This is a genomic window from Streptomyces sp. UF-297 (assembly GCF_058245575.1).
In genome coordinates this window covers 41,124-67,575 of the sequence record NZ_JBSIBZ010000031.1, presented here as the reverse complement: position 1 = coordinate 67,575, position 26,452 = coordinate 41,124, and the positions used below count along the sequence as shown (strand labels likewise).

Here is a 26,452-nt window from a genome sequence, read left to right as displayed (position 1 = left end):
GGGTTTCACCTCTCCGAGGGGTGGCACTGGGTGCCATGCCTGTTGCCTTCGTTTGATCAATGGATCATTGCGCTGAGTGGCCGAATGGCGCCCCTTCGATTGCTCTGCGCAGTCATGCGTACAGAACTTGAAAACGTTGATTTCCGGCCCCGGACTTTCGATCTGCTGGCAGACGACTGGTTACGGGCGCATGTCGACCGAGTGGACGTACCCAGATGCCTTCGATCTGGGTATGTTCCTCGCCGTCAGGGCAGACCTCCCCCAGCTCCGCCGGGGGGACCCCAACGAGGAGTCAGTCCCGTGCCGGAAACACAAGATCCCCACGCAAACCAGCCTGAAACCGCGAAGTTCGTCTACGACTTCACCGAGGGCAACAAGGATCTGAAGGATCTTCTCGGTGGCAAGGGCGCCAATCTCGCCGAGATGACGAATCTGGGCCTCCCCGTCCCGCCGGGCTTCACCATCACCACCGAGGCGTGCAAGGTCTACCTCGACAGTGGCGCGGAGCCCGCGGCACTGCGTGCCGAGGTCTCCCAGCACCTGGACGCCCTTGAGGCGCAGATGGGCAAGAAGCTCGGCCAGGCCGACGACCCGCTGCTGGTCTCGGTCCGCTCCGGGGCGAAGTTCTCCATGCCCGGCATGATGGACACGGTCCTGAACATCGGGCTCTCCGACGCCTCGGTGACGGGGCTCGCGGCGCAGGCCGGCGACGAGCGGTTCGCCTGGGACTCCTACCGGCGCCTGATCCAGATGTTCGGCAAGACCGTGCTGGGCGTGGACGGCGAGCTCTTCGAGGACGCGCTGGAGGAGGCCAAGCACGCCAAGGGCGTCACCGTCGACGTCGACCTGGACGCGGCCGACCTCAAGGTGCTGGTCGGGCAGTTCAAGGAGATCGTCGCCAAGGAGACGGGCCGGGACTTCCCGCAGGACGCGCGCGAGCAGATGGACCTGGCCGTACGGGCGGTCTTCGACTCCTGGAACACCGAGCGTGCCAAGCTCTACCGCCGTCAGGAGCGCATCCCCGGCGACCTGGGCACCGCCGTCAACGTCTGCTCGATGGTCTTCGGCAACCTCGGCCCCGACTCCGGCACCGGCGTCGCCTTCACCCGCGACCCGGCCAGCGGCCAGCAGGGCGTCTACGGCGACTACCTGCAGAACGCGCAGGGCGAGGACGTGGTGGCGGGCATCCGCAACACCGTCCCGCTGGCCGACCTGGAGGGCATCGACAAGGCCTCCTACGACCAGCTGATGCAGATCATGGAGACCCTGGAGACGCACTACAAGGACCTGTGCGACATCGAGTTCACCATCGAGCGCGGCAAGCTGTGGATGCTGCAGACCCGGGTGGGCAAGCGGACCGCGGGCGCGGCCTTCCGTATCGCCACCCAGCTCGTGGACCAGGGGCTGATCGACGAGGCCGAGGCGCTGCAGCGGGTCAACGGGGCGCAGCTGGCGCAGCTGATGTTCCCGCGGTTCGACGAGTCCGCCGCCGGCAAGAAGGGGTCCGAGACGATCGGGCGAGGCATCGCCGCCTCGCCGGGCGCCGCGGTCGGCAAGGCCGTCTTCGACTCGTACACCGCGGTCAAGTGGTCCCGCTCGGGCGAGAAGGTCATCCTGATCCGCCGCGAGACCAACCCCGACGACCTCAACGGCATGATCGCCGCCGAGGGCATCCTGACCTCGCGCGGCGGCAAGACCTCGCACGCGGCCGTCGTCGCCCGCGGCATGGGCAAGACCTGTGTCTGCGGCGCCGAGGAGCTGGAGGTCGACACCAAGCGGCGCCGGATGACCACCAGGGACGGCGCCGTGGTCGAGGAGGGCGACCTCATCTCCATCGACGGCTCCTCCGGCAAGGTCTACCTCGGTGAGGTGCCGGTCGTGCCCTCCCCGGTCGTGGAGTACTTCGAGGGCCGGATGCACGCCGGCGCGGACGACGCGGACGAGCTGGTCAAGGCCGTGCACCGGATCATGGCGTACGCGGACCGGGTGCGCCGGCTGCGGGTGCGGGCCAACGCCGACAACGCCGAGGACGCCGCGCGCGCCCGCCGCTTCGGCGCGCAGGGCATCGGCCTGTGCCGCACCGAGCACATGTTCCTGGGCGAGCGCCGCGAGATGGTCGAGCGGCTGATCCTGGCGGACACCGACGCGGACCGCGAGGCCGCCCTCGGCGAGCTGCTGCCGCTGCAGAAGGCCGACTTCGTCGAGCTGTTCGAGGCGATGGACGGGCTGCCGGTCACCGTGCGCCTGCTGGACCCGCCGCTGCACGAGTTCCTGCCCGACATCACCGAGCTGTCGGTGCGGGTCGCGCTCGCCGAGTCCCGCAAGGACGCCAACGAGAACGACCTGCGCCTGCTGCAGGCCGTGCACAAGCTGCACGAGCAGAACCCGATGCTGGGTCTGCGCGGGGTCCGCCTGGGCCTGGTGATCCCCGGTCTGTTCGCCATGCAGGTACGGGCCATCGCCGAGGCCGCCGCCGCCCGTAAGAACGCCAAGGGCGACCCGCGCGCCGAGATCATGATCCCGCTGGTCGGCACGGTCCAGGAGCTGGAGATCGTCCGCGAGGAGGCCGAGCAGGTCATCGCCGAGGTCGAGCAGCAGCACGGGGTGAACCTCAAGCTCACCCTCGGCACGATGATCGAGCTGCCCCGCGCCGCCCTGACGGCCGGTCAGATCGCGGAGTCCGCCGACTTCTTCAGCTTCGGCACCAACGACCTGACGCAGACGGTGTGGGGCTTCTCCCGGGACGACGTGGAGGCCAGCTTCTTCACCGCCTACCTGGAGAAGGGCATCTTCGGGGTCTCGCCCTTCGAGACCATCGACAAGGACGGCGTCGGCAAGCTCGTACGGGACGCCGCCAAGGCCGGCCGCGAGACCCGCCCCGACCTCAAGCTCGGCGTGTGCGGCGAGCACGGCGGCGACCCGGAGTCGGTGCACTTCTTCCACGAGGTGGGCCTGGACTACGTCTCCTGCTCGCCCTTCCGCATCCCGGTCGCGCGCCTGGAAGCGGGCCGCGCGGCGGCCGAGAGCAAGGGCAGCGACAGCCGCTGAGAACGCGGCGGATGCGGCTCTGCGGAGCCAAGTCCCCTATGAACGGCCGGAGTTGGCGATGGGATGACCTCGACCCTCACCCCCTGATGCCGGATCCGGTACGGAACGAGGGCGGCACCTGTGCGGAGGTGCCGCCCTCGCTTTTCTCCGGACTCCCCCCTCGGGAGCTGCCGCCACCCATGTCGGCCTGGAAGGCGGCCTTCAACAGCTAATGCTGAGCGGTCGGTTATTGCCGGTCACCCCCCACGGGATCGAGCAAGCCGGGTCCATTCGCACCGCTGTTGAATTGCCTACAGCATTGCTCGTACGCAGGGGTGGCGCGACCCCTTTCAACTCTGGCCAAAAGGGCGTGGTGACCGCCCGTGGCCCCATGCATACTCGGTGATGCCGGGGGCCGACGACGCATGCCAACTGTGGGGGTTCGGTGTTACGCGTCCATTTCAGTGGACTCGATCTGGCCCGCGTGCGCATTGCCGCACGCCCTGACGTGCTCTGGGAGACCGTTTTAAGTTTTCACCGACTGCGTGACCGGCGCGATGACCTGTCCTTCGGCAAATGGCGCAAGGAAACCCGTTGCAGATTGAACGGCGAAACCCGGCTGCTGGCGCCGCTGGTTCCCACCCGCGGCTATTTTCCCGACTTCCTTACGCCACCTGAAGGCCTCCTGGGTATCGACGAGGCCCTCGAAGCGCTGCGCGCCACACCCGGCGAGCGGCTGCGCGACGAACTCACCCGGGTGCCCGCCGCGCGCCCGCTGCCCACCTGGCTGAGGGAGTTGGGCGAGGGCGACACCCGTCCGCTGGGGCGGCTCACCGGCGCCCTGCACAGCTACTACGAGGCCGCCGTCGAGCCGTACTGGCCGCGCCTGCAGGCCCGCATCGAGGCCGACCGGGCCACCCGCGGCCGCGCCCTGCTGGACGGCGGCGCGGACAGCCTGCTGGCCTCGCTGCCGCCGATGATGCGCTGGCACTCGCCCGTACTGGAGGCCGACTACCCGGTGGACCGGGACCTCTACCTCGACGGGCGGGGGCTGTTGCTGGTGCCCTCCTTCTTCTGCCGGCGCACCCCGGTCACCTTCCTCAACCCGGACCTCACCCCCGTACTGGTCTATCCCGTCGAGCACACCGAGCCGCGGCCCACGCCGCCGGTGGCGCCCGCGCACTCCCTGGGGCGCCTGGTGGGACGCACCCGCTCCGCGATCCTGCACGGCATCGGCGGCGGCTGCACCACCAGCGAACTGGCCCGCCGCGTCGATGTGTCGCTGGCCTCGGCCAGCCAGCACGCCACCGTGCTGCGCGACGCCGGACTGCTGGTCACGCTGCGGCACGGCAACGCCGTACTGCACACGCTCACACCGCTGGGCGTCGCCCTTCTGCGCGGGGGAGGCGAGCACTAGGAGCCCCGGGGGTGTCTCAGTCGTCGATGCCGGTGCGCTCCACGCCCGCGACGATGTAGCGCTGGAGCAGGACGAAGACCACCACCAGTGGGACGATCGAGACGGCGGCCGCGGTGAACAGCTCGTGCAGGTTGACGTTCTGGGCGGTGGTGAAGGTCGACAGCGCCACCTGCACCGTCCAGGAGTCGCGGTCCTGGCCGATGACCAGCGGCCACAGGAAGGCGTTCCAGGCCCCGATGAAGACGATGGTGCCCACGGCCGCGAAGACGGGCCGGGAGTTGGGCACGACGATGCGCCAGTACGTACGCCAGTGGCCCAGCCCGTCCACCCGCGCCGCGTCCTCCAACTCCCGGGGAAATCCCAGGAAGTACTGCCGGAAGACGAAGCAGGCGAACGCGCTGAAGAGGGTCGGGATGATCAGACCGCGCAGGGTGGAGATCCAGCCGAGGGAGGAGACCAGGACGAAGCTGGGCACGAAGGTGACGGCCGCCGGGACCATCAGCGTGCCCAGGATCGCGTAGAAGACGGCGTTGGAGAAGCGGTAGGGGATGCGCGCCAGGCCGTAGCCCGCGAGGGAGGCCAGCAGCAGTGTGCCCAGGGTGGTGGACACCGCGATGAGGGTGGAGTTGAGCAGCGCGCGGGCCATGGGGAGGTTCGGGTCGTCGAAGACCGCGGTCAGGTTGGACCACTGCACCTGGGAGGGGAAGAACGTCCAGTCGGGCGAGGTGATGTCCGCCTCGGTGGACAGCCCGTTGCGCACCAGCAGGTAGAAGGGGATCAGGAAGAGCGCGGCCAGCGCGATCAGGAGGACGACGCGCAGCGCGCGGCCGGCTCTCAGCAGGGCGTGGTCCGTAGTGGCGTTCACGGCGGCTCAGTCCTCCTTGCGGCCCAGGCCGAACCAGCGGCCCTGTACGACGGTGACCACCGCGATGATCAGCGCGAGGATCACCGCGCCCGCGCTGCCCAGCCCCAGGTTCTGCTCGTCGCCCAGCGCGGTGTAGTAGAGGTAGACCAGCGGCGGGCGGGCGTAGGGCGGGTAACCGCGGGCGTCGGAGAGCAGGTTGTAGAACTCGTCGAAGGCCTGGAAGGCATTGATCACCAACAGCAGCACCACCGCGACGGAGGTGGCGCGCAGCTGCGGGAAGGTGATGTGGCGGAAGACCTGCCAGCCGGGCCGGGCCCCGTCCACCGCGGCGGCCTCGTACAACTGCGGGGAGATCCGCTGGAGTCCGGCCAGGAAGAGGATCATGTAGAAGCCGGCCTGGAGCCACAGCCGTACGGTGACGATCACCAGCCAGTACCAGGGCGGGTCGGTGGAGGACAGCCAGGCCGTCTGGTCCGCGCCGAACCACCCCAGCACCGTATTGGCCAGCCCGAACCGCACCCCGTTGAAGATCGACAGCTTCCAGATCAGCGCGGCCACCACGTACGAGCAGGCGGTCGGCAGGAAGAAGACCGAGCGGAAGAACGCCTGGGCGAAGCGCAGCCGGTTGACCATCAGCGCGAGCGCGAGCGAGAGCGCGAAGGTGGCCGGGACGATGAAGGCGGAGAAGAGCAGGAAGGTGCCCAGGCTGCTGGTGAAGGCGTCATCGCCCAGCATCGCCGTGTAGTTGTCCAGGCCGACGAAGTCGGTCGGGTTCACGGTGTTGTGGGCGTCGAAGAAGCTGAGGTAGACGCTCCAGGCCAGCGGCACGTACGTGAACAGGCCCAGCCCGATCGCGAACGGGCCGACGAAGACCCAGAACCACAGGGTGCGGTTCTGCTGCCCCAGCAGTTTGGCGATCACTTCTTCTTGACCCGCCGCAGCTCGGATTCGACCTTGCGCACCACGGACTTCAGCTCGGACTCCGGGTTGGCGCCGCCCTTGATGATGCGGCTGAGCGCGTCCTGGTAGGCGACGCGGGAGGCGGTGGTCCACAGCAGCGGCTCGGCGTAGCCGTGCTCGGTGGCAAAGGACACCGCGTCCGCCGCCGCACCCTCCTTGAGCTGCGCGGCCTTCTTGGCCAGGGAGATCCGGGCGGGGATGTGGAAGCCGTAGGAGAGCGCGAAGTCCTGCTGCTTGTCGGTGCCCTCCACCCACAGCCACTTCAGATACGCCTTGGCCTCCTTGGGGTGCTTCGTACGGGCGCTGACGGCCGCCCCGTACGCGCCGACCGGGACGGACGGCTTGCCGCCGGACCCGTCCTGGGGGAAGGGCAGCACGCCGAAGTCGTCGCCCAGCTCCTTCTTGATCTGGGGCAGCGCCCACAGCCCCGACCACTGCATCGCGGTCAGGCCCTGGAGGAAGGCCGAGGGGTCGGACCAGTCGGTGGGGGCGCCCAGCAGCAGCGACTTGTCGGCGTACAGCTGGCGGACCTTGGCCAGGGTGCGGGCGGCCGCCGGGTCGTCGAAGCCGACCTTGCCGTCCTGGGTGATCAGCGAGAGGCCCGCGGCGAACAGGGGGGTGCCGCCGAGCGTGCCGGACCCGCCGTCGTTCCCCAGGAACAGCCCCTTGATCTTCTTGCCGCGGTGCTTGGCGGTGAGCTGCCGGGCGGCGTCCACCAGCTCGTCCAGGGTGCGCGGCGGCCGCACCCCGGCCTCCTTGAGCAGGCTCTTGCGGTAGTAGAGCAGCTGCATGTCGATGACCTGCGGGATGCCCCAGATCTTGTCCTGCCAGATCTTGGGCGCCAGCACCGCCTGGTTGAAGTCCTCGCGTACGGAGCCGATCTCGGCGGTCAGGTCCAGGACCTGGCCGCCCTGGATCTGTTCCAGCCGGGGGCCGTTGGCCTCGAAGACGTCCGGGCCCGAGTCGGTGAGCAGCGCGGCGGCGGTCTGCCGGTCGTAGTCGCCGGGCCGCCACTGGACGGTGACGGCGGCCTTGCCGTACGCCTTGGCGTAGCGCCGGACGGCCTGCTCGGTGCCCGGCTCGCCGTACTGGTGGTACCAGTGGCTGAGTCTCGGACCCGAACCGCCCTTGTCCCGGCCGGTGTTCGAGCCGCAGGCGGCCAGCGCGCCGGTGAGCGCGAGAGTGCCGGTGGCGGCGAGCAGGCGCCGCCTGTCGATGCCGTTGCCCGTGCCGTTGCCCGTCATGGCCCATCGCCCCCTGCGTCCGTAGATCGTCGATCTTCGTGTGGTGCGCGCGACCACTTTGCCGTACGAACGCGAAGAACGCATTGCACCTTTACGAATCCGTTCGAGGCTCCGGGGCCCGGGTGAGGGCGCCCGGCAGCAGTCCCAACGGCGGGGAGCCGAGGGCGAGTACGGCGGTGTGGAAGCGCAGCGGGCAGTAGCCCGCTCCCCACTGCGCGCGGGCCTGTTCGCGCAGGTCGCGCAGGGCGAGCTTGCCCCAGGTGTAGCGGCCGTAGGTGGGGTCGAAGGTGGCGCGTTCGGCCTCCGCGCGGGCGGCCCGGCCCGTCAGATAGGTGTCGGCGGCGAAGCGCCGGGCGGCTTCGGGCACGGTCATGGCGCCGGTGTGCACGCCGATCGCGCAGGCGAGCCGGGTCACCCTGATCAGCGCCTCCAGGTAGACCCCGATGGCGAATCGGGGGTCCGCCGCCCGGAAGCCCTCCTCCACCATCAGCTCCTCGCCGTAGTGGGCCCAGCCCTCCATGAACGTCAGGGACTGCAGGATGCGCCGTACGGGAGTGGCGGCCCGGCGCAGCGAGCGGGCGTGCGCGTAGTGCCCGGGGACCACCTCGTGCGCGGTGACGGCGGGCAGCATCGCCGGGCCGAACACCGCGAGCCACTCCGCCGCGTCCTCCTCGCGCCAGTCGGGCCCCGGCAGGGTGATGTGGTACCACGACGGGGCGTCCGGCTCCTCGGGCGCGGCGAAGGCCATCATGGCCCAGGTGTCCTGCCGCGAGGGCGGGGTGGGGCCGACCAGCAGCGTGCCGTCCAGGTGGGGGAGGAGGCCGCGTTCGCGGGTGAAGGCCATCAGCTCCTCGGCGGCCGCGCGCGCCCGCTCCAGTACGGCGCCGGCCGGCGGGTGGCGGCCGACCAGGTCGCGTACGAGGTCGTGCGGGCGGCGGTGGGGCTCCAGGCGGTGGCAGGCCTCGCGCAGCAGCCCGGTCAGCCGCTCGCTCTCCTGGTCCGCCTGCTCGGCCAGGCGGGACAGGGAGACGTCCAGGCCTTCGGGGGCGCCCATCAGGAGGGCCAGGGTCCGCTCGCCGAGTGCCGCGCGGGGGTCGCCGTGCTCGGCGGCGTGCCGCAGGTGGTCCATCAGGCGCCGGTGCGCGGCCCGGGCGCGTCGGGCGGCCTCGGTGCCGTCCAGGGCGGGCGGGATGACCGAGGTGAGGCTGTCCGCGCTGTCGAGCATGGCGCGGGCGGTGGGCGCGTCGACCAGGTCGAGTGAGTCGAGCGCCGCCTGGATCGCGTCGGGCCAGGCCGCGAGGTGGTCACGCCGGGCGCGGTCGCGGTCGGCGGCCGGGGCGTACTGGCGGTCGTAGCAGCACAGGTCGAGGTTGAGGAGGTGGGGCAGGGGGTTGCGGCGGTGCATCTCCAGCTCGCCGTAGACCGTGCGCAGGGCGGACTCGAAGACGGTCAGGTGGGCTGCGTCGTGGGGGTCGTGGGGGTCGTGGGGGTCGTGGGGGTCGTGGGGGGTGTGAGAGGTGTGCTGGGCTTGTGGGTCGTGCTGGGCATGCGGGTCGTACGGGTCGGGAGAGGGCGGGGCGGCGGCGTCGGGGTGGGGGGCGCCGAGCCTGGACAGGCCGGTGCGGACGCCCTCGGGGGAGAGGTCCTGGGGCCGGCCGTCGTATTCGTGCAGACCGGCCTGTTCGCGTACCAGCTCGACCATCAGGTCGCAGACCGCGCGCAGACGAGCTTCCATGGGCGGCGTCTTCCTTCCGGCGGGGTCCTTTTCCTTCCGGCGATTTCCTTCCGGCGATTTCCTTTCGGCTCCTTCCGGCTCCTTCAGGCTCCTTCGGGCGGGCGGCTGCTTACGGTCAGTTGATGACCGTGGCGGAGAGCAGCGCGCCTTCTGTGCGGGCGACTCCCAGGAGCATGTCGATGAGAGGTTCGGCGGCCGGGGAGGGATGGCCCTCGGGGAGCGCGATATACACCCGGCGCGGCGGGAAGAGGCCGTCCAGGGAATGCAGGACGACCCGTCCGTCACTGCGGGCCGCGGCGAGCCCGGGAATGAGCGTGACGCCCGCTGCCAGCTCCACCAGACGGTCCACCGCGCTGCGGTCCGCCACCCGGAAATGGATACGCGGGTCGAATCCCAGCGCATGGCTGAATTCCGGTCGCGGGCCGAGGCAGTCCGGATGGGCACCCTCGATCCAGGATTCCTCCGCGAGATCGTACGGGGAGAATTCGCCGTGCGCCGAAGGGCGTTCGCGGGAGAGGGCGACGAATACCTCGTCCTCCAGCAGCGGTACGATCTCCAGCCCGCCGAGTTCCTCGTCGGTGAGATCCCAGCCGGTGAGCAGCGCGATATCGAGGAGCCCGGAGCGCAGGTCCGCCGCGTGGTGGCGGGTGGTCGCTCCGGACAGGGAGATCCGTACGCCCGGATAGCGCTCGGCGAAGCGGGCCAGCGACGCGGGCACCAGCAGCGCGTTGGCGCTGGCGAAGCCGCCGAACCGCAGCCGTCCGCAGCGCAACCCGTTCAGCCCGTGCAACTCCCGCTGTACGGCGTCGAGTTGGGAGAGGATTTCGCGGGACCGGTCGGCGAGCAGCAGCCCCGCCTCGGTCAGCCGGACGCCCCGGCCCAGCCGCTGCACGAGCTGCGCGCCCACCTCGTGCTCCAGCGCCTCGATCTGCCGTGACACGGCCGGCTGGCTGAACGACAACGCCCTGGCCGCCGCCGACATCGACCCACGGTCGGCAATCTCGACGAGTACGCGCAAGCGATGGACGTCACGCATGCCCGGAACGTATAGCAGCCATGCGGAATCCGCAATTGTGCTTTCGCGTCAGAGAGAGAAGTCTGGGGGGCGGCTGCCCCATCCGGCAGCCGGTCGGCAGGAGAGGAAGAGGATCTTCCATGAACGTCGAAGAACAGCAGGCCACGCGGCAGCGGGAAGCGTCGGATTTAGCGGGTCCTTGCAGGCAGTACTCCTGGACACCGGAAGTCCATGACCTCTACGGCGACCCGGAATCCATCCTGCGCAAGATGGACAGCCTCAACATGGAGCTGACCGAGCGCCGTATCTTCGCACTTCTTACCGAGAGCGAAGGGCGGGCCCAGATCCGCTTCTTCGAGCAGGTCGAAGGAAAGGAATACGAGGTATCGGAGTGGTCGGGCACGTCCCTTGACGGTGCCAGTGGCGAGATCGGCGAGACCATCCTGAAGAACAAGGGAATCAACTGCGTCGGCGAGCAGGTGCGCAGTCTGCTCTCCAGGTTCCCCATGGGGTCGCCCACCACGGCGCCCGAACCGGCCAATGCGCGCGCGGCGTTCGCCCACAGTGTCCGCGCCCACGGCGAAGGCATCTTCACGCGCGCCACGTTCGCGCTTCTGTGCTGACCCCGGCGGCGCGTCGCACGCCCGGCCGTCCCGGTACCCACCGGGGCGGCCGGGTCTTCGCGCGCCTGTGGGCGGCGACGGCCGCCGCGAACCTGGGCGACGGCCTGGTCCTGGCCCTGATCCCGCTGCTCGCCGTGCAGTTGACCACCTCCTCCGGCCTGGTGGCGGGGGCGAAACTGGCCCACACCCTGCCGTGGGCACTGGCCCCGCTGCTGGTCGGGCTGCTCGTGGACAGCCTGGACCGGCGGCGCCTGATCATCGCCTTCGACCTGCTGCGGGCGGCGGCGCTGGCCGTGCTCCTGGCCGCCCTGCTCCTCGGCGCGTCCCCCCTCACCACCCTCTTCGTCCTGTACTTGGTCGCCGTGTGTCTCGCGGTCGGTGAGGCCGTCGCGGACATCGCGATGACCGCGCTGGTCCCCTCCGTGGTGCCGCGCGAGCGGCTGGAGTGGGCCAACTCCTGGATTCGCGGCACGGAATCGGTGCTCAACGAGTTCGTGGGGCTGCCGCTGGGCGGGCTGCTGATCGCGATCGGCCCGGTGTGGGCGGTGAGCGGCACCGGCGGGCTCTATCTGGCCGCCGCGGGGGCGCTGTTGGTGCTGCGGGGGCGGTTCCGGCCGGTGGCCGAGGAGGCCGTACGGGAGGATGGCGGCGCCGTACGCGACAAGGAGCGGCATCCGCTCACCGGCGGGCTGCGCCTCCTGTGGCGCAACCGGCCGCTGCGCACCCTGACGCTCATGAGCACGGTGATGGCGGGCTGTTGGAGCGCCTGGCTCGCCGTACTGGTCGTCTACACCGTCCAGGGTCCGGTCGGTCTGACCCCGACCGGCTACGGACTGCTGCTGACGACGCTGGGGGCCGGTGCCGTCGTCGGCGCCGCGCTGGCGCCGCGCCTGGTACGTGCCGTCGGCATCCGGTGGATCCTGGCCGCGGACGTGGTGGCCGGGGTGATCATGCTCGGCACGCCCGCCGCCAGTGCCCATGTCGCGGCGATCGCCTGCGCCACCTTCATCGGCGGGCTGGGCAGCGGGCTGTGGAACGTGGTGGTCATCTCGCTGCGCCAGCGCCTGGTCCCCGGCGAACGGCTCGGCCGTATCAGCGGCGCCATCCGCTTCGTGGGCTGGGGCGGTATGCCGCTGGGCGCAGCGCTGGCCGCCGTACTGGTCGAACTGGCCGGGCCGCGCCCGGTGTTCGCCCTGGCCGCGCTGCTCACCGCGCTGACCGCCGTCCCGCTGCTGCGGGTCCTGCGCTCCCCGGAGCTGAACGCGCCGGCGGCCGCGAAGCCGTGAAGTCCCGCTGCCCCGGCCCTACTTCGCGAAGCCGACTCCCTTGACCGCGCGGGTCAGCTGATCGGCGTCGAGCGGAGTCCCGGGCGGCGTCCTGCGCTCGCCGGTACGGAAGGCGTCCAGCAGGATGGAAAGGTGGCGGCGCCAGGTCCCCGGGGCCACGGCCTCGGAGGCGGGCACCGTCCTGCTCAGTGTCGCCATGATGAACATGAAGTCCTCGGCGGCGACATCGGCCCGCAGACGGCCCTGGGCCTTGGCGCGGCGCACCAGGACGCGGATCATTTCGCGGTTGCGGTCCCTTATGGCTTCCAGGGAGGGCGAGGCCGGTACGCCGATCACCATCAGGTCGTTGATTCCGCGGTCGGTGGCGACCAGGTCGCACAGCTGCTCCACGTACGTCACCAGCGCGCCCCAGGCGTCCTCGGCGGTCAGCGACTCCTCGACGAAGTGGCTGATCTCCGCGGCGGTCTGTGCCACCGCCGCCTCCGCCAGCGCCTCCCGGGTGGGGAAGTGCCGGTAGAGGGTGACATTGCCGACGCCGGCCCGGCGCGCGATCTCGTTGAGCGAGGCGCCCAGCCCCTGCTCGGCGAAGACGGCCCGGGCGGCCTCCACCAGTTTCTCCCGGTTGCGCCGGGCGTCGCGGCGCAGTGTGGGCTGCTGGTCCTGTGGCGCGTTCATGCCCCCACCGTACCCATCTCCGAAAAAAACGAGGAGGCTTCCTCGCTTCGTGCTACCGTCGAAAGGTAAGCGAGGAGCCCTCCTCGTTTTCTTGGTTCGGCCCGTTCTCCCGCTCTCGACAGAGGTGTGTGATGACGCAACTCCAGCCGGAAACCCTCACCTTCCCCATCCCCAGGTCCGCGGCCTGCCCCTTCACCCCGCCGCCCGAGTACGAGGGGCTGCGGGACCACACGCCGGTCACCCGCGCCCAGTTGTGGGACGGCAGCCACGTATGGCTGATCACCGGGTACGACGACGTGCGCGCGGTGCTGCGCGACCCGCGGGTCAGCTCCGACGGCATGCACCCGAACTTCCCCACCGTCACCCCGGCGGCCCGCGCGCTGCGCAAATCGGTCGTCGAGCAGCGGGGGACGTCCGGCCCGGGCCAGGGCTTCATCCGTACCGACGCCCCCGTGCACACCGCGCTGCGGCGCACGGTGACCCGGGAGTTCATGGTCAAGAAGATGGAGGCGCTGCGGCCCGCCATCCAGCACCTGGTGGACGAGCACATCGACCGCATCCTCGCCGGGCCCCGGCCCGTGGACCTGGTCAAGGCGCTGGCGCTGCCGGTCCCCTCCACGGTGATCTGCTGGCTGCTCGGCGTACCGGAGGAGGACCAGCGCTCCTTCAACGGCTGGACCCGCACCCTGATCTCGCTGGATGCGTCGGGCGAGGAGAAGAGCGCCGCGCTGAACGCACTGGACGGCTACCTCGACCGGCTCGTCACCGTGAAGGAGCGCACCCCCGGCGACGACATCATCAGCCACCTGGTCGAGCAGCAGCGCGCCGGACGGCTCGACCGCGACCAACTCCTGGCCACCACCCGCCTGTTGCTGATCGCCGGGCACGAGACCACCGCCAACATGATCTCGCTGGGCACCCTCGCCCTGCTGCAGCATCCCGAACAGGCCGCCGCCCTGCGGGAGAACCCCGACCTGGCCCCCGGCGCCGTCGAGGAACTGCTGCGCTATCTGTCCATCGCCGAGTACGTCACGGTCCGGGTGGCCGCCGAGGATCTGGAGATCGGCGGGCAGCTCATCCGCGCAGGCGAGGCCCTCGTCGCGCTGACCGCCTCGGCCAACCACGACCCCGACGTCTTCCCCGACCCCGCAGAGCTGCAGATCCGGCGCGACGCGGGCCACCACGTCACCTTCGGGTTCGGGCCGCACCAGTGTCTGGGCCAGCCGCTGGCCCGTATCGAGCTGCAGGTCGTCTACGCCACCCTGCTGCGGCGGATCCCCGGACTGCGGCCCGCGGTGCCGCTGGAGGAGATCCCCTTCAAGAACGGAGAGCCCCTGTACGGGCTGCTGTCCCTGCCCGTGACCTGGTCCTGACCCGCCCCTTCGGGAGGAGTTGATCGATATGCGTATCGCAGCCGACGACGAGATCTGTGTGGCCTCGGGCCAGTGCGTGATGCACGCGCCCGAGTTCTTCGACCAGCGCGAGGAGGACGGCATGGTCGTCCTGCTGCGCGAGAGCGCCTTGGAACAGGGGGAGCAGGAGTCCGTACGCCGGGCCGCCCGCGTCTGCCCGGCTCTGGCCATCACCCTCACCGAACAGTGACCCGGCCCGAACGCGTCGTGGTCGTGGGGGCGTCGGCCGCCGGGCTCACGGCGGCCGAGACCCTCCGCCAGGAGGGGTACGCGGGCGCGCTCACCCTCATCGGCGCCGAGGCCCTGCTCCCGTACGACAGGCCACCGCTGTCCAAACAGGTCCTGTCCGGCGGATGGTTACCGGACCGCCCCACCCTGCGCCCGGCCGAGCACTACGCGGGCCTGGACATCGACCTGCGCCTGGGCCGCGCGGCCACCGGGCTCGACCTCGCCCGCCGCGCTGTCGAACTCGGCCCGGACCGCGTCGGCTTCGACGCCCTGATCCTGGCCACCGGGCTGACCCCGCGCCGCCTGCCCTTCGGACACGACCTGGCCGGCGTCCACGTCCTGCACACCCTCGACGACGCCCTCGCACTGCGGGAGCGGCTGCGGGACGGGCCGCGCACCGTAGTGGTCGGCGCAGGGGTCCTGGGATCGGAAATAGCCGCCACCGCACGGGAGTCGGGCGCCGATGTCACGCTCGTCGGGCCGTCCGGCGGGCCGATGGAACACCGGCTCGGCGCGGCGGTCGGCGCTCGCCTGGCGGCGCTGCACCGCAGCCGCGGGGTGAAGCTGCGAACGGGCGTCGGCGTCACCTGCCTGACCGGGAGCGACGGGCGGGTCACCGCCGTCGGGCTGGAGGACGGTACGGCGCTGGACGCCGACGTGGTCGTGGTCGCCATCGGGTCCCGCCCGGCCACCGACTGGCTGGCCGGCTCCGGGCTCCCGCTCGGCGACGGCATCCACTGCGACGACCGCTGCCGCGCCGCGCCCGGCGTCTTCGCCGCAGGCGACGCGGCGAGCTGGCCCCACCCGCGCTACGGCACACGCCTGCGCCTGGAGCACCGTACGAACGCCGCCCAGCAGGCCGTCACCGCGGCCCGCAACCTGCTCGGCGCCGACGAGGCGTACGCACCCCTGCCGTACTACTGGACCGACCAGTTCGGCGCCCGGATCCAGGTCCACGGCTTGATCCCGCCCGGCGCCGAGGCTCAGGTGGCCGAGGGCGCGATCGAGGACGAGCGCTTCGCCGTCCTCTACCGCCACCGGGGCCGGGTGACCGGACTCCTCACGTGGAACAGCCCTGCCGCGCTGCGGCGCTACCGCGAGCTGCTCGTGGAGCGGGTGGTGAGCGTCTGATGCTGGGCCGGGGTGCGGTCTCTGCACTGCGGTGCGTCGACCGCAGTGCGTCGTGGCCGGTCGCGCAGTTCCCCGCGCCCCTCAGGGGCACGAAGTGCTGCCCCTGAGGGGCGCGGGCCTGCCCCGGAGGCCCCCAAGTCGCAGGACGACGCGCGAAGATCGTCCGCTAGGGTCTGGTCTGGACCACATGTCCGGGCCGGGCGCCCGGACCGCACGTTCACCACGACCGGGGGGTCTCCTATGTCCAGGATCATCACCGCCGCCGTGCCCGCGCACGGGCACACCGCGCCACTGCTCGCCATCACCGCCGACCTGGTCGCCCGCGGCCACGAGGTGGCCTTCCTCGGCGGCTCCCGGTTCGCCGGGGAAGCCGAGGCCGTCGGCGCGCGCTTCGTACCGCTGCCGGACGAGGCCGACTTCGACGACCGCAAGCTGGACGAGCACTTCCCCGAGCGCGCACTGGTCCCGGCCGGTCCGGCGCGGCTCGCCTTCGACGTCCGGCACATCTTCACCGACCCCGTGCCCGCGCAGTACGCCGCCCTGGACGCGCTGCTGGCCGAGTTCCCCGCCACCGCCGTCTTCAGCGACAGCTTCTTCCAGGGCGCGCTGGCGCTCGCGCTGGCCCGGCCGCGCGCCGAGCGCCCGGCCGTGATCGGCGTCGGCGTGACCCTGCCGCTGTTCCACAGCGTGGACACCGCGCCGTTCGGGCTCACGCTGCCGCCGCGCAGCGACGAGGAGGGCCGGGCCCGCAACCGGGCGCTGAACGCCGAGGCCGTACAGCGCGCCGAGCCGCTGCGGCGCCATGCCGCCGAGGTCTTCGCGCGCATCGGCATCACCCTGCCCCCGGGACACGGCGGCGACCTGGCGGTCACCCTGCCCGACCACTACCTCCAGCTGACCGTGCCCGGCTTCGAGTACCCGCGCAGCGACGCCCCCGCCTCGTTCCGCTACATCGGCGCGCTGCCGAACCCGGTCGGCGCGCGCGACGAACTGCCCGCCTGGTGGCCCGAGTTGAAGGACGGCCGCCCGGTCGTGGTGGTCACCCAGGGCACCGTCGCCAACGACGACCTCTCCGAGCTGGTGGTCCCCACCGTACGAGCGCTGGCCGACCGCGACGTCCTGGTGGTGGCCGCCACCGCCCGCCGCGACGGCCCGCAGGCCCTGACCGCGCTGATCGGCGAACTGCCCGCGAACGTCAGGGCCGCGGGGTACGTTCCCTTCGACCGGCTGCTGCCGCACGCGGACGTGCTGGTCAGCAACGGCGGCTACGGCGGGGTGCACACCGCGCTGCGCCACGGCGTACCGCTGGTCGTCGGCGGCGCCAGTGAGGACAAGCCCGAGGTCGCGGCGCGGGTGCAGTGGAGCGGCGCCGGCGTCGATCTGCGCACCGCGTGCCCCACCGAGGACGAGGTCGGCGCGGCGGTCGGCCGGGTGCTCGACGAGCCCGCGTACCGTGCCCGTGCCCGCGCCCTGAGCGACGAACTCGCCGCGTACCGGCCGTTCGACGCGATAGCCGAACTGGTGGCCGCTCTGGACTGACCGGGGGGCGGCCCTCGTCGTGGGGCCGCCCCACCCGCTGCGCCGTCAGGCGGTGGCGCTGCCGGCCCCCGCGGCGGGCGCCGGCGGGCCCGGCGGCCAGGGGACCTCCGCGAGGACGGGCAGCAGCCACTCCTCCTCGTAGTCCAGATGCGCCGTCAGCTCCTGCGACATCCGCTCCAGCTCGGCCCGGAAGCGCTCGGGTTCGGCGTCGCCGACGTCCGCCAGCAGCGCGATCAGCCCCTCCTTGATGCCCGCGACCTTGTGGTGCTCGGTGCGCAACCGCGCGAAGACGTCCGCCAGTTGGGGGTGGTAGCGCGCGATCCCCGGGAACAGGTGGTCGTCCTCGCTGGTGTGATGGAACGTCAGGGTGTCGCAGAAGGCCAGGCAGTGCTGCCGGATCTGCAGGCCCAGGCCCGGCGCCGGCGGCAGCCCCGGACCCTGGTGGGCCGCCCGCGCGGCGAAGTGGGCCTCCGTCTCCTCGCGTACGTGCCGCAGCTGACCGCGCAGCCAGATGTGGATCGACAGCAGCTTGTCCGCCAGGCTGCTGATCTCGGCCGGCGCCTCGGCCTCGTGCGCGGGCCGTTCCAGCACCACCACCGGCAGCACCCGTTCGGTCCGCGCCTGGTAGTCGCCGTAGCCCGGCACCGCCTGCACCATCTGCGCGAACAGCCGCTCGCGCCGCTCGCCCTCGGCGGGCACCGCGATCGCCTCGAACGTCTCGGTTCCGATCTCCACGTGCACGATGGGGCGGGCGAGCAGGTTGTGGTACCAGTCCGGATGGCGGGGTCCGCCCATGTTGGACCCGACGACCAGCAGCCGCTCGCCGTCGCGCACGTATCCGAGCGGAGTGGTGCTCTGCTTGCCGGACTTCGCGCCGGTGGTGGTCAACAGCAGAAGGTCGCCGCCCTCGAAGGGGCCACCGACTTTCCCGCCGTTGGCCCGGAATTCATCAATGACCGATTGATTGAAGGACCTGGCGGACCTGGCGGTACTGGCGGACCTGGCGGGATTGGCGGGATTGGCGGTACTGGCGGAATTAACGGATGGGGGCATGCGGAGTCGTCTCTCCAGGAACGTGTGGGCCCGCGACCGGGCCGCGGTGATGTGGTGATGGAGGACAGCACTCGACGCGGCGCCGCACGGGGCGCTCTGCGCAGGGCTGTTGCGTACGAGGCGTGGACGTACTCAAGGACGCGCGAAAGGCGTCAAGTACGTAGCGCGAAGTGTGAGTTCAAGGCCTGATCCCTTGAATGAGGTGCTGGCCCGACTGCCGGCCGGCCCACTGCTCTTTGGCCGACGTCACGCCGCACACCCTCATTAGAACCAGCCACCCGCCCCACTGTCAACGCACAAGATCATCCACCCCGAACCCGGCGCCCGGGCACGCCCCAAAGGCCCCGCCGCCCACCCGCCGCCCCACTCCCTCAGCGCCCGAACCGGCCCTGGGCGACGGCGTTGCGGAACGCTGCCCAGGCGCCCGGTCCGAGCCGGAGTATCGGTCCGTCGGGGTCTTTGGAGTCGCGTACGGCGACGGTGTCGGGGGTGTTGGTGGCCACCTCGACGCACTCGTCGTTGGGGCCGCTGTAGCTGGACTTGTGATAGATGAACGTCTGGGGCATTCAGAGTTCCTTGGCGATGGCGGCAATGAACGACTGGGAATCCGCCTCGTCCAGTGCTTGCTCGGCCAGATCTTCGTAGAGTCGCACGTACTGCTTCGCTGCTTCGCCTCCCTCGGTCCAGCGCGAAGCGAAGGGGATTTCCACGTAGACCACGTCCAGTGCGCCGGGCTCGGCGAAGGAGATCACGTTGCAGGCGGCGGCAAGGCCGGAGGTTACACCCGCGCTGAAAGGATAGACCTGGATCTTGACGTTCGGTTCGCGGCCGATGCGGCGGAGATGGTCCAACTGCCCACGCATGATGTCCTCATCGCCGAGGTTGTGACGCAGGGCGGCTTCATGGATCACTGCGGACAGGCGCAGTGGGGAGGGGCCGCGTAGGAGCCGCTGTCGTTCCAGCCGCCCTGATACGAATTTCTCGTCCTCGTCATGACGTTCACCACGGTTGGCAGTCTTGCGGATGGCGCGGACGTAATCCGCGGTCTGCAGAAGCCCCGGTACGTACATGATCTGCCACGTCTTGACGGCGGTGGCGGCCTGTTCCAGGGGGACGTATTCCTTCATGGTGCCGTGGAACGGGTAGCTGTGCCACCAGCCTTTGGCCTTACGCCGTTCGCGATCCAGCCGGGCCAGTTCCAGAAGAGGGCCCACCACTTCCGGCGCCGTCGCTTCGTAGAGATCGCACAGTGCGCGGATGTCAGGGTCGCGGATGGGGACCGAGCCGCTCTCCATCTTGGCCACCTTGCCGGTGGAGGCGCTGAGAGCTTTCGCCGCATGGCCCTGCGTCAGGCCAACTGCCGTGCGTAGCCGGTGGAGTTCCCCTCCGAGCCTTCGTCCCAACACGGTCGAGGCCGTGCTGCCCGGTGCTGACTGGTTCCGTTCCATGCCGCCCATCCTCCTCGGGAGGCGCTCAGTCTGCGGTTGGTCACGGTGCGTACGCAACTCGCTAGAGTGAAAGTTTCCTGAGTCGAATTGAATCGAGTGCGGTTCGGTGTCTACTGTCCGTGATGAACTACTCGCGCAGCGGCGCCAGTTGGTGCAGTGGTGTGCGCTGTCCTGACCCGGAGGTGGCCGATGATGATCGCCCCACATGACCCGGCGGAAGTCGTCCTTCACGAGGACGTGCTCGACTACACCCCGCACTTGAAGAGCGTCGGTCTGGCCCGGCGTCGGGCCGCGCGGCTCGTCGGGGAGTGGGGGTGCGAGCAACTGATCAGTGAGGCACGGCTGTTGCTGTCGGAGTTGATGACGAACGCGATTCTGCACGGGGGTGTGCGTGGCCGCCTCGTGCGCGTACGGATCACGCTCACCGAGTCGGTGCTGCGGATCGCCGTGACCGACGCGCGCGGCGAGCGGTTGCCGTGTCCGCGTGAGGCGGGGCCGGAGGACGCGTACGGCCGCGGGCTGTTTCTGGTGCGGGAGTTCTCGGTGCGGTGGGGCGTGTGTGAGCGGAGCGTCGGCAAGACGGTGTGGTGTGAGGTGGAGCGCCGGTCGGGGTCAGGGGGGTGATGGCCAGTCGAGGACGGTGAGTTCGGGCCACTGCTGTTTCCAGCGGGCGGTTTTCGTCTCGTAGACGTGCCGGGGGCGAGGACCGGGTTGGGACGTATGACGAGGTTGAAGATGTCGGAGAGGCCGTGCGGCGCATAGACGCGCCACTGGCCGTCGGGTTTGAGGCGGATGCCCAGGCAGCAGGTTGTTGCGGCGAAGCGGTCGATGGCCGACTCCGTGGAGGTGTGCGGGGTGCAGGGGGCTCCGAATTTCTGCTCGTACCAGAGGTGGACCCGGGCTTCGTTGCGGATTTCGACCTGGGCGGGGAGGCCGCGGAAGATTTCGCTTCCTGTGGTGATGACCGCGTCCTCGGCTTTCCAGGACAGATCGGTGTCGTCGAAGGAGAAGACGTCGTAGTCCTTGATGCCGTGGGTCGGCGGGCGGTGTGTGACGACGTTCCGGATCGTCTGGAAGAGGCACCCGGACGTGACGTACCAGCCGGGGAGTTGCATCGTCGCTGTCCGGCTCAGGACCTCCAGGAGTACGTCGTTGCGGGAGAGCGCTGTGCGCAGGGCGGCGAGTTGGTCGTCGAGGGGAGGTGGCCGGTCACCTTTCATGGGTGTCAGGCGCCTCTGGCAGGGGCTGGGGGCCCGTTCGCTCGGGGGTGGGGCGGGCTAGGGTGATGACGTGATCATGAAGAGAGTGTGGGGGGCTGCGGCGGTTGCCGTCGCGGTGCTGTGTGTTGCCGGGTGTGATGGTTCCTCTTCGGCGGAGGGGAAGGCCGGCCCGAAGGGGGAGGGGGCGGGGCGGGCTTCAGCTCCGGCCTCGGCTTCCGCTTCGGCCTCGGCTTCCGCCTCGGGATCGGCTGAGGCATCGGCTTCCGCTTCGCCGGAGGTGGGGCCGCCCAGTGGTGGGCCGACCGTGGAGACGCCGCCTCCGCCGCCGGGGCCCGTCGGGGCGGCGCAGGAGTTCGCGCGGGCGATGGCCGAGCGGAACGCGGCGAAGGCGTGCATGCTGGCGGCGCCGGAGATGCGGGTGAACCCCTGGCGTGTGCCGTGCGCCGAGATTTTCGCTGATTTCGCCAAGGACGAGAATTACGTCTTCGTGGATCGGGCGTGTGTGAATGACGCGAAGAATTATGAGGCGGTGCGGGAGGGGAAGAGCGAGGCGAAGGTGTATATCCGATGCAAGGGGAGCAAGGCGGGGCGGACCTGGCTTCAGGTGAAGGACTTCGCCGGGGCCTGGGCTGTGATCAATATCAACACTCCGTGAGCGGGGTGCGGGAGCAGGGCGGCCCGGCCCGGGGGAGAATGGTGGCGTGGGAATTCAACTGCGCGGAACGTACGTCGAGTTGAGGGCGGCCGGGCAGGCCGACGTGCCAAGGCTCGACGGGATCGTCAGGGAGCCCGAGGTGGCCGCTTGGTGGGCGCCGCCGGAGGACTACGAGGACATGCTGGCCATTGAGTTCGAGGGGGAGGTGATCGGGGCGATCCAGTTCGACGAGGAGGAGGACCCCGATTACCGGCACGCGAGCATCGATGTGTTCGTGTCGGCCGCGTACCACGGGCGGGGGCTGGGGACCGACGCCGTACGGACCCTGGCGCGCTGGCTGATCCAGGAGCGCGGCCACCACCGGCTGACCATCGACCCCGCCGCGGCCAACGCGGCGGCGATCCGCTCGTACGAGAAGGTGGGGTTCAAGCCGGTGGGCGTCATGCGCGCGTACGGGCGCGACCACCGGACCGGCCGGTGGGCGGACGGGCTGATGATGGATCTGCTGGCGGATGAGCTGATCTAGCCGTTGCGGACGGACTGGCCGCGGCGCAGTGGCTTGATCTGGGGTGCGATGGCCGGGGCGTACGTACCGTACGTGTGTCCTGAACTCGGTGGGGGCGGCGGCCCGCACCCGCCCGTCACCCTGGGAGCCGGTCCATGCGCATCGACGTACACGCCCACCTGTGGACCCCGAAGTACCTGGACCTGCTGGAGTCCTTCGGGCGGGGGGACACCTCCGCGCACCGGGGCATGGGCGCGGGGGCCGCGGAGGGGGAGCTGCGGGCGCGGCTGGATCTGATGGACTCGGCGGGCATCGGCCGGCAGGTGCTGTCGGCCACGCCGCAGGTGCCGCACTTCGCCGATGAGAAGCACGCGGTGCACGCCGCGCGCCACATCAACGACCTGTACGCCGAGCTGGCGCGGGCGCGGCAGCCCCCCGACCGGTTCGCCGCCTTCGTGGCGCTGCCGCTGCCGCACATCGACGCCTCGCTGGCGGAACTGGCGCGCGGGATGGACGAGTTGGGCATGGTGGGGGCGGCCGTCACCACCGATGTGCTGGGCGGTTCGCTCGCGGACGAGGCGTTCGCTCCGGTCTTCGCGGAGCTGGAGCGGCGGGGGAGCGTTCTGTACCTCCACCCGTCCGGCTGCGCGGCGGGCACGCCGATGATCGCCGAGCACCGGATGCGGTGGATGGTCGGTGCGCCGGTCGAGGACACCATCGCGGCCGTGCAGCTCATCCTGGCCGGGATTCCCGGCCGCTACCCCCGCCTGAGGATCATCAACTCGCACCTGGGCGGCGCGCTGCCGATGCTGCTGGGACGCCTGGACCGCCAGTACGGGCACGAGGCACCCGGCACCCCTGAGCGGCCCGCCCTGGCGGCGCGCCGCATGTGGTACGACACCGTCGCGCACGGCCACCTGCCCGCGCTGCGCGCCGCCGCCGACTCCTTCGGCGCCGACCGGCTGCTGCTCGGCACGGACTTCCCGTACCAGAGCGGCGAGGCCTTCCGCGAGGCCGTGTCCTACGTGCAGGACGCGCTGCCGGGCGAGGACGCCCGGTCCGTACTGGACCTCAACGCGCCTGCGCTGCTGGGGATGTGAGAGGGCCGGGCGGCCGGGGGCGGGGCGGCTCACTCGCCGGCTGGGCGCGTTCCTCGGCGGACGGCTCGCTGGGTGAGGCCGGGAGCAGCTGCGCGAGGCTCGGTGGAGCCGGGTGTGGCCGGGCGCGGCCGGGTGGGGATGTGCGAGGCCGGACGGGGCGTAGAAGTGGCCGATGGGGTGTGCGTGTTCGTGGCGTCCGGGGTGGGTGGGTGCGTCATGGTGATCCCGGCCACCGAAGCGTCGGCGTCGTACAGCCGACCGGATTGTTCACTACCGTGCTGCTGGTGAGCGCGGTCAGGATGTGGCACCGACACCGACAGCGGAGCGGACTCCATGGCAAAGCCGAGTTGTAGTAGCGCGGACGAGAGACGGCGGGACGGCGAAGGGGGGCCGGGTGCCGAGCCCGGTAGCGCTCCCGCCACCGGCCCCGATCCCGATCCCGATCCCGGCCCCGGCCCCGATCCCGCCCCCGGGATCGGCCGGCGGCGGATTCTCACCTTTCTGGTCGCCGCCCCGACGCTGGCCCTCGCCGCCAGGGTCGGGGCCGATGAACTCGGCCCCGCCACCGAGGCGGTGGCGGCCCCGGCAGCGGACGGGGCCGAGCTGCTGTCGCTGCCCGACCTCGGTGACGTACTGATCGTCGCGGGCCTGCCGACCGCGCACATGCTGGTGCTTCAGGTCGCCGAGGACGGCACGGTGCGCTTCCGGCTGCCCAGGGCGGAGGTCGGCCAGGGCCTGACCACCGCGGTCGCCATGCTGATCGCCGAGGAGCTGGACACGCCCCTGGCCAACGTGCGCGTCGAGCTGGAGGGCGCCCGGCCCGAGCTGCTGTTCAACCAGTTCACCGGCAGCTCGAACGCGGTGCGCTCGCTGTACGACCCCGTACGCGCGGTCGCCGCCGCGGCCCGCACCCGGCTGATCGCGGCCGCTGTACGGGAGTGGAAGGTGGGCGCCGAGGGGGTGTCCACCCGCGACGGAGCGGTGATCGGGCCGGACGGCCGCAGCGCCTCGTACGGGTCCCTGGCGGCGGCAGCGGCCGCGCCCGGTACGCGCGGCCTGAAGGCAGCGGGAGAAGCAGGGGTCAGGTCCCCCCAGCACGCCAAGCCGGACGCCAAGGACGTGCAGGACGCCACCCGCCGGGCCGACGCCCTCGCCAAGCCCGAGGCCGAGCACCGTCTCGTGGGCAGGCCCACCGGCCGGATCGACGCCCGCGCGATGGTCACCGGCCAGCAGCAGTACACCCTCGACCTGGACGTGCCGGGGGCGAAACCGGCCATGATCCGGCGGCCGCCCACCGTCAACGGCACCGTGCGCAAGGTCAAGAACGAGGCCGCGGTACGCGCCCTGCCCGGCGTCCTGGACCTGGCGGTCGTCCCCAGCGGCGTCGCCGTCGTCGCCGAGACCTTCGGGCAGGCGCTCGCCGGGAAGAACGCCCTTCAGGTGGAGTGGGGCAAGGGGACCATCGACGACCTGTCCGACGACGGCATCCGCAAGCGGCTGCGGGCGGCGACCGGCTCCTTCCTCCCGGCCCTGCTGCGTCCGCACCTGGACGCCGAGTTCGACTTCGCGCCCGTCAGCCACGCCCCGCTGGAGACCAACAGCGCGGTCGCCGACGTACGGGCCGACCGCGCCACGATCTGGACCGCCGCGCAGTCGCCGATCATCGCGCGCGACGAGGTCGCCAAGGCGATCGGACTGCCCGCGCACAAGGTCGACTTCCATGTCGTCCAGGCGGGCGGCTCCTTCGGGCGGCGGCTGTTCTTCGACGCGGCCGTCGAGGCGGCCCTCGTCTCCAAGGCGGTCGGGCGGCCGGTGCGGCTGATGTGGTCCCGTATCGACGACATGCGCCACGGCCGGATGCGCCCGCCCAGCCACCACAAGCTGCGCGCGGTGTTCGCCGCGGGCGCGGTGTTCAGCTACGAGCACCGGATGGCCTGTGTCGAGACCGACTTCGGGCACGGGATCGGCGACGCGATCAGCGCCGGGATCACCCAGCTGCCCGGCGGCAACATGGCGTTCGGGCAGGTGATGTTCGGGCTGACGGTGCGCTCCCCGTACTCCTTCGGCCTCGCCCACCAGTCCCTGCACGAGGTCCCGCTGCGGATGCACACCGGCTCCTGGCGCTCGGTCTACTCGGCCGCGGCCCGGGGCGCGGAGGAGATGTTCGCCGACGAACTGGCCGCGCGGCTGCGGATGGACCCGGTGCACTTCCGGCGGGTCTTCCTCAAGGACGAGGGGCAGCGGGCGGTGCTCGACCACGTCGCCAAGGCGGGGCAGTGGGGGCGCGAGATGCCCAAGGGATACGCGCAGGGCGTCGGGTTCCACGCGGAGTACAAGTCCTGTACGGCCTGCCTGGTCGAGATCGACGCCCGTGACCCCAAGGCGCCGCGGGTGACCAAGGCGGTGATCGCGGTCGACGTCGGCCGGGCGATCAACCCGCGCGGCATCGAGGCACAGATGCTCGGCGGGCTGACGGACGCGATCTCCACCACGCTGAGCGCCGGGCTGCACTTCGACAAGGGCCTTCCCCTGGAGGGCAGTTACTCCCAGTTCCACTACGCGCGCCAGAAGAACGCGCCGCGCGAGGTACGCATCGACGTGCTGCCCTCCAGCGGGCGGCCCGGTGGGGTGGGGGAGCTGGGGGTGCCCGCGGCGGTGGGCGCGATCGGGAACGCGTACGCGCGGGCGACCGGCACCCGGCCGCGCAGCTTCCCCGTCAACTTCGAGGTCGACTTCGAACCGTTCCCGCGCTGAGTGCGCCCCTTACCCCTGCCGCCTGCCCGAGGAGCCCGAGGAGTTCCGTTGCCCCAACACACCTTTACCGTGAACGGGAAGCCCGTCACGGTCGACGCCCCGGCGGACCTGCCCCTGCTGTGGGTGCTGCGCGACCTGCTGGGCATCCGCGGCCCGAAGTACGGCTGCGGCATCGACGTCTGCAAGGCGTGCACCAGCCACCTGGACGGCGAGGCCGTCAACCCGTGCGTGGTCCCCGTCGCCGACGCCGTCGGCAAGGAGGTCACCACCATCGAGGGCCTGGCCGACGGCGAGAAGCTGCACCCGGTCCAGGAGGCCTGGCTGGAGCAGGACGTCGCCCAGTGCGGTTACTGCCAGCCCGGCCAGATCATGGCCGCGGTCGCCCTGCTCAAGCGGACCAAGAACCCCACCGACGCCGAGATCGACGCGATCGAGAACGTCTGCCGCTGCGGTACGTACTTCCGTATCCGCGAGGCCATCAAGGCGGCGGCCGCGCGGATGTGAGGCGGGGCGGGGTGGGGCGGGTGCGCCGGGCGGCCGGGCGCTCGGGTGCCCGGCGC

At 71.1% G+C, this 26,452-nt stretch carries 23 protein-coding genes and 1 pseudogene; 14 read left to right on the top strand and 10 right to left on the bottom strand.

Features of this window, described 5'->3' with window-relative positions; translation table 11 throughout:
• Nucleotides 1–300: 300 nt before the first annotated feature.
• A complete protein-coding gene (gene ppdK / locus AC4IJH_RS19540; RefSeq protein WP_490853050.1) occupies nucleotides 301–3,048 on the top strand; it encodes a pyruvate, phosphate dikinase in 2,748 nt (915 codons plus the stop codon).
• A gap of 580 nt (nucleotides 3,049–3,628) precedes the next feature.
• On the top strand, nucleotides 3,629–4,444 hold the full coding sequence (locus AC4IJH_RS19535; RefSeq protein ID WP_490853049.1) for an ArsR/SmtB family transcription factor: 816 nt from the start codon (nucleotides 3,629–3,631) through the stop codon (nucleotides 4,442–4,444).
• 16 nt (nucleotides 4,445–4,460) lie between these two features.
• Here AC4IJH_RS19535 and AC4IJH_RS19530 read toward each other — a convergent pair whose 3' ends face one another.
• The 5 genes from AC4IJH_RS19530 to AC4IJH_RS19510 form a co-directional block, all read right to left on the bottom strand.
• Entirely contained in the window at nucleotides 4,461–5,309 is an 849-nt protein-coding gene (locus tag AC4IJH_RS19530) for a carbohydrate ABC transporter permease (RefSeq protein WP_490853048.1), read from the bottom strand.
• Nucleotides 5,310–5,315: 6 nt separating this feature from the next.
• On the bottom strand, nucleotides 5,316–6,230 hold the full coding sequence (locus AC4IJH_RS19525) for a carbohydrate ABC transporter permease (RefSeq protein WP_490853047.1): 915 nt from the start codon (nucleotides 6,228–6,230) through the stop codon (nucleotides 5,316–5,318).
• Complete coding sequence (locus AC4IJH_RS19520; RefSeq protein WP_490853046.1) at nucleotides 6,227–7,513, bottom strand: ABC transporter substrate-binding protein; 1,287 nt, start codon at nucleotides 7,511–7,513, stop codon at nucleotides 6,227–6,229. The genes AC4IJH_RS19525 and AC4IJH_RS19520 overlap by 4 nt, the downstream gene beginning before the upstream one ends.
• A gap of 91 nt (nucleotides 7,514–7,604) precedes the next feature.
• The gene (locus tag AC4IJH_RS19515) at nucleotides 7,605–9,248 is read right to left on the bottom strand and encodes a DUF885 family protein (protein WP_490853045.1); all 1,644 of its coding nucleotides are present in this window, start codon (nucleotides 9,246–9,248) and stop codon (nucleotides 7,605–7,607) included.
• A gap of 115 nt (nucleotides 9,249–9,363) precedes the next feature.
• Nucleotides 9,364–10,284 carry a LysR family transcriptional regulator gene (locus AC4IJH_RS19510; RefSeq protein WP_490853044.1) on the bottom strand — a complete coding sequence of 307 codons (921 nt, stop codon included), beginning with the start codon at nucleotides 10,282–10,284 and terminating at the stop codon, nucleotides 9,364–9,366.
• A gap of 119 nt (nucleotides 10,285–10,403) precedes the next feature.
• Between AC4IJH_RS19510 and AC4IJH_RS19505 the strand changes: the two genes are divergently transcribed.
• Together AC4IJH_RS19505 and AC4IJH_RS19500 are read left to right on the top strand one after the other, a co-directional pair.
• Entirely contained in the window at nucleotides 10,404–10,886 is a 483-nt protein-coding gene (locus AC4IJH_RS19505) for a hypothetical protein (protein WP_490853043.1), read from the top strand.
• Entirely contained in the window at nucleotides 10,880–12,172 is a 1,293-nt protein-coding gene (locus tag AC4IJH_RS19500) for an MFS transporter (protein ID WP_490853042.1), read from the top strand. The genes AC4IJH_RS19505 and AC4IJH_RS19500 overlap by 7 nt, the downstream gene beginning before the upstream one ends.
• 18 nt (nucleotides 12,173–12,190) lie before the next feature.
• Here AC4IJH_RS19500 and AC4IJH_RS19495 read toward each other — a convergent pair whose 3' ends face one another.
• A complete protein-coding gene (locus tag AC4IJH_RS19495) occupies nucleotides 12,191–12,847 on the bottom strand; it encodes a TetR/AcrR family transcriptional regulator (protein WP_490853041.1) in 657 nt (218 codons plus the stop codon).
• A gap of 131 nt (nucleotides 12,848–12,978) precedes the next feature.
• Between AC4IJH_RS19495 and AC4IJH_RS19490 the strand changes: the two genes are divergently transcribed.
• The 4 genes from AC4IJH_RS19490 (at nucleotide 12,979) to AC4IJH_RS19475 (ending at nucleotide 17,157) form a co-directional block, all read left to right on the top strand.
• Nucleotides 12,979–14,220 carry a cytochrome P450 gene (locus AC4IJH_RS19490; protein WP_490853040.1) on the top strand — a complete coding sequence of 414 codons (1,242 nt, stop codon included), beginning with the start codon at nucleotides 12,979–12,981 and terminating at the stop codon, nucleotides 14,218–14,220.
• A 28-nt stretch (nucleotides 14,221–14,248) separates the two neighbouring features.
• Nucleotides 14,249–14,449, top strand: coding sequence for a ferredoxin (locus AC4IJH_RS19485; protein WP_490853039.1), 201 nt, complete (start codon nucleotides 14,249–14,251; stop codon nucleotides 14,447–14,449).
• The gene (locus AC4IJH_RS19480) at nucleotides 14,446–15,618 is read left to right on the top strand and encodes an NAD(P)/FAD-dependent oxidoreductase (protein ID WP_490853038.1); all 1,173 of its coding nucleotides are present in this window, start codon (nucleotides 14,446–14,448) and stop codon (nucleotides 15,616–15,618) included. Before AC4IJH_RS19485 ends, AC4IJH_RS19480 begins: the two co-directional genes overlap by 4 nt.
• A gap of 240 nt (nucleotides 15,619–15,858) precedes the next feature.
• Nucleotides 15,859–17,157, top strand: coding sequence for a nucleotide disphospho-sugar-binding domain-containing protein (locus AC4IJH_RS19475; RefSeq protein ID WP_490853037.1), 1,299 nt, complete (start codon nucleotides 15,859–15,861; stop codon nucleotides 17,155–17,157).
• Between the two features lie 45 nt (nucleotides 17,158–17,202).
• Here AC4IJH_RS19475 and AC4IJH_RS19470 read toward each other — a convergent pair whose 3' ends face one another.
• The 3 genes from AC4IJH_RS19470 to AC4IJH_RS19460 all read right to left on the bottom strand — a co-directional run bounded on the left by AC4IJH_RS19470 (nucleotide 17,203) and on the right by AC4IJH_RS19460 (nucleotide 19,658).
• Nucleotides 17,203–18,111, bottom strand: a complete 909-nt coding sequence (locus tag AC4IJH_RS19470; RefSeq protein WP_490853070.1) for a nitroreductase/quinone reductase family protein — start codon at nucleotides 18,109–18,111, stop codon at nucleotides 17,203–17,205.
• Nucleotides 18,112–18,581: 470 nt separating this feature from the next.
• Nucleotides 18,582–18,776, bottom strand: coding sequence for a DUF397 domain-containing protein (locus AC4IJH_RS19465; protein WP_490853036.1), 195 nt, complete (start codon nucleotides 18,774–18,776; stop codon nucleotides 18,582–18,584).
• Nucleotides 18,777–19,658 carry a helix-turn-helix domain-containing protein gene (locus AC4IJH_RS19460; protein ID WP_490853035.1) on the bottom strand — a complete coding sequence of 294 codons (882 nt, stop codon included), beginning with the start codon at nucleotides 19,656–19,658 and terminating at the stop codon, nucleotides 18,777–18,779.
• 189 nt (nucleotides 19,659–19,847) lie between these two features.
• On the opposite strand from AC4IJH_RS19460, the gene AC4IJH_RS19455 reads away from it, so the two are divergent.
• Nucleotides 19,848–20,282: an ATP-binding protein gene (locus AC4IJH_RS19455; RefSeq protein WP_490853034.1), complete on the top strand. Its 435-nt coding sequence runs from the start codon at nucleotides 19,848–19,850 to the stop codon at nucleotides 20,280–20,282.
• On the opposite strand, the pseudogene AC4IJH_RS19450 reads toward AC4IJH_RS19455, so the two are convergent.
• A pseudogene (locus AC4IJH_RS19450) lies at nucleotides 20,271–20,878 on the bottom strand (nucleotidyltransferase family protein). The gene AC4IJH_RS19455 and the pseudogene AC4IJH_RS19450 sit on opposite strands and share 12 nt — an antisense overlap.
• A 304-nt stretch (nucleotides 20,879–21,182) precedes the next feature.
• On the opposite strand from AC4IJH_RS19450, the gene AC4IJH_RS19445 reads away from it, so the two are divergent.
• From AC4IJH_RS19445 to AC4IJH_RS19425, 5 genes are all read left to right on the top strand, one after another.
• Complete coding sequence (locus AC4IJH_RS19445) at nucleotides 21,183–21,533, top strand: hypothetical protein (RefSeq protein WP_490853033.1); 351 nt, start codon at nucleotides 21,183–21,185, stop codon at nucleotides 21,531–21,533.
• A 52-nt stretch (nucleotides 21,534–21,585) separates the two neighbouring features.
• Nucleotides 21,586–22,059 carry an aminoglycoside 6'-N-acetyltransferase gene (aac(6'), locus tag AC4IJH_RS19440; RefSeq protein ID WP_490853069.1) on the top strand — a complete coding sequence of 158 codons (474 nt, stop codon included), beginning with the start codon at nucleotides 21,586–21,588 and terminating at the stop codon, nucleotides 22,057–22,059.
• A 134-nt stretch (nucleotides 22,060–22,193) separates the two neighbouring features.
• On the top strand, nucleotides 22,194–23,138 hold the full coding sequence (locus AC4IJH_RS19435; RefSeq protein WP_490853032.1) for an amidohydrolase family protein: 945 nt from the start codon (nucleotides 22,194–22,196) through the stop codon (nucleotides 23,136–23,138).
• Nucleotides 23,139–23,471: 333 nt separating this feature from the next.
• Complete coding sequence (locus AC4IJH_RS19430) at nucleotides 23,472–25,892, top strand: xanthine dehydrogenase family protein molybdopterin-binding subunit (protein ID WP_490853031.1); 2,421 nt, start codon at nucleotides 23,472–23,474, stop codon at nucleotides 25,890–25,892.
• Between the two features lie 48 nt (nucleotides 25,893–25,940).
• Nucleotides 25,941–26,396 (top strand): (2Fe-2S)-binding protein, encoded by a 456-nt coding sequence (locus AC4IJH_RS19425; protein WP_490853030.1) that lies wholly within the window; start codon nucleotides 25,941–25,943, stop codon nucleotides 26,394–26,396.
• Nucleotides 26,397–26,452: the final 56 nt, after the last annotated feature.